At 67.6% G+C, this 2,625-nt stretch carries 2 protein-coding genes; one reads left to right on the top strand and one right to left on the bottom strand.

Translation table 11 applies throughout. From position 1 onward, the window contains the following. Positions 1–163: 163 nt before the first annotated feature. Positions 164–1,447, bottom strand: a complete 1,284-nt coding sequence (locus ACX80P_RS16900; protein ID WP_459279258.1) for a class I SAM-dependent methyltransferase — start codon at positions 1,445–1,447, stop codon at positions 164–166. Positions 1,448–2,348: 901 nt separating this feature from the next. On the opposite strand from ACX80P_RS16900, the gene ACX80P_RS16895 reads away from it, so the two are divergent. Further along, positions 2,349–2,540 carry a hypothetical protein gene (locus ACX80P_RS16895; RefSeq protein WP_459279257.1) on the top strand — a complete coding sequence of 64 codons (192 nt, stop codon included), beginning with the start codon at positions 2,349–2,351 and terminating at the stop codon, positions 2,538–2,540. The last annotated feature ends 85 nt before the right edge of the window (positions 2,541–2,625 follow it).

Raw genomic sequence — 2,625 nt, 5'->3', positions numbered from 1 at the left:
GCTGAGGCCCCACACCACCAGGTGCGGGGCCTCACCCCTTTAACCCCACCCAACCCCAACCCCCACCCGATGGGCCGCGTGTACTGCGCACGCCGTCCCCGGTGGGGATCGTCCACATCATGCGGCATCGTGTGGACGGTGATCCCGCGCCGGCAGGGCCCCGTCATATCCATTCCCGCCGCCGCAAGGGGGGTGCCGCCGGTCCGGGACGTTGCACCAGCACCTGGTTCACGCCGTTCAGGCCCCGCTCGAATCCGAGCGCGCTGGACGCCATGTACAGCCGCCACACGCGCGCCCGCCCGGCGCTCGTCAGACGTACCGCCTCGTCCCAGTTCTGCTCGAGGTTGTGCACCCAGGCCCGAAGCGTCAGCCCGTAGTGCAGGCGTAGCGCTTCGACGTCGAGCACTTCCAGCCCTGCTGCTTCGAGCGCCCCGACCATGACGGTAAGGCTGAGCATCTCCCCGTCGGGGAAGACGTAGCGGGGGATGAAGGAATCCGGATCCGGTGGCATCTCACCGGCATTCCAGGAGATCGCATGATTGAGGAGGCGTCCACCGGGACGCAGCAGGTCGGACAGATGGGATGCGTAATTCCCGATCTGGTCCCTGCCTACGTGTTCTGCCATGCCGATCGAGCTGATCGCGTCGAACGGACCATCCCGAACGTCGCGGTAGTCCTGCACGCGAATCTCGATCCGATCGGCGAGACCGGCTTCGGACACCTGTTTCCGTCCGAACTCCGCCTGCTCCTTCGAGAGGGTGACGCCGACGACGTCGACTCCGTAGTTCCGCGCTGCGTGCAGCGCAAAACTGCCCCAGCCGCAGCCCACATCCAGCACCCGCATGCCGGGCCGAAGACCGAGTTTGCGACAGACCAGGTCGAGTTTCGCCTTCTGGGCTGCGTCCAGACCGACTGTCTCGTCTTCCCAGACGGCGCAGGAGTAGACCATCGACTGTCCGAGCACGAGGGCGTAGAAGTCGTTGCCGACGTCGTAATGATGCGAGATCGCCGCGGCGTCACGCTCCTTGGAGTGCTTGTGCCCCGATCGGGTCACGTTCATCTCCTCCGGCGGGGGCGTGGGTGGGAGTCCCAGCGCCCCCACCCGAACAGCAGTCCAGACCAGTCTCATCCGTTCGCTGAACGTCGGAGGGCGAAAAGCCTTCAGTTCGGCGAACTTACCCACGGAGCTGAGCGCCGAGAAGCTCTCGAAAAGGTCGCCCGGTCCGTCGATGTCCCCGGCGACATACGCGCGGCTCAGTCCGAGCTGGTTCGGGGACCACAGCAATCGCCGTAGTCCCCGCCGGGACTGAAACTCGATCACGGGGGCACCCGGGGGGCCGGCTTCAGATCCATCCCACGCCCGGAGTCTCAGCGGAATCTCCTCGGTGCCCAGGACGATCCCCAAGGCTTCGGCCAACCGCGGCGCCACTCCCATTTTCGTGCCCATGCACACTGTCTACTACGACTTCTCGATGTGGACCAGACCCTGTCCGGTGTCACCCGATCCGGGCCTGCCAGTCGTCCGGTGCACAGTCCTGCGACCGACGTGGCGCATGCGCTGTCTCTGCCTGTCGACAGGTGTTCTGGTAGCCGTTCTGGTGCCATCTCCGTGCCCGGGGCGGGTGGCACCCCACGCCGCCCGAAGCCGCTCAAACGGGTCCCCCTGGCAAACGCGGGTGCCCGCCCGGGCAGCGGCCGAACTCATGCGGCGGCCCATGTGGCCCAGGGCAGAGCACCGTCTGCCACTGCCACGAAGCTCGCCGCGACCGGCGACGTGCCAGGGTTGTTGTCTTCCTCATGGATCCGGGGAACGTCACACGGCTCTCGTTCCCTCAAGGGGAGGATGCGCCCGTGATGACAACCGGAAGGGGAAGGGGGTTCCTGTGCCGGCGGTAACGGCGCCGGTGGACATGGGCCAGTGCAGCAGGAGCGCGGTGGCAGGCTCCCGACAGGCAGCGCATCCCCGTCCGTGAAGTGGACCGCTGCCCGGCACGTGCCTTGTACAGAGGTCAGCGACCCCGCAGTGAATGCGTGCAGAAGCGGCAACACTCCGCTGCGCACGTCGAGCTCTTCCCGGGACTCGACGGCGGGTGCGGAGTCCCTTCGTCCGGGGCCGGCGGGTGCGGGGTTCCTTCCTCCGGGGCCGACTGGTCCCACCGTCGGCGCCACCCTTCTCCCGCGCCGTCGACACCGGGCCGGCAGGAGGACGCACCCATCCCGCAACGGGACCGGAAGTGAACCCACCGGCCGGTCTCCGCCCGTCGGGGGACGCAACGGCACCTGCTCCACCCGGTCGTCAGGTCGTCACACCGGATCGTGGCGGACCATCGGATCTGACAGGCACCGCCATGCGCATCAGCGGGCCGGTCGTGGATGCACTCACGGCGACGGGCGGCAGCAGATACCGCGACGCCGGGCCGGCACCCACCCGGGGGACGCTCATCGCATCCCAGGGACGTTCGCTCGCCCGCGAGGCGCCCGGGCCCGACGTGATCCAGGAGACACCCCTCCGGTTTGCCCGACCGTCGTCCTCCGTGTAATGTTTCATGAGTTGCCCCGGTGAGGGTGGCGATCCCCAACAAATTCCTGTGGCTGGTTCGTGCGCTGTTTTCGTGGTGTCGGATC

It is taken from the genome of Arthrobacter arabinosi, from assembly GCF_054511115.1.
This window is presented reverse-complemented; position numbering and strand designations above follow the sequence as displayed.

Excerpts from the sequence above, each read along its gene's own strand:
- ACX80P_RS16900 (WP_459279258.1), bottom strand. The coding sequence starts at position 1,447 with ATGGGCACGAAAATGGGAGTGGCGCCGCGGTTGGCCGAAGCCTTGGGG.
- ACX80P_RS16895 (WP_459279257.1), top strand. The coding sequence starts at position 2,349 with ATGCGCATCAGCGGGCCGGTCGTGGATGCACTCACGGCGACGGGCGGC.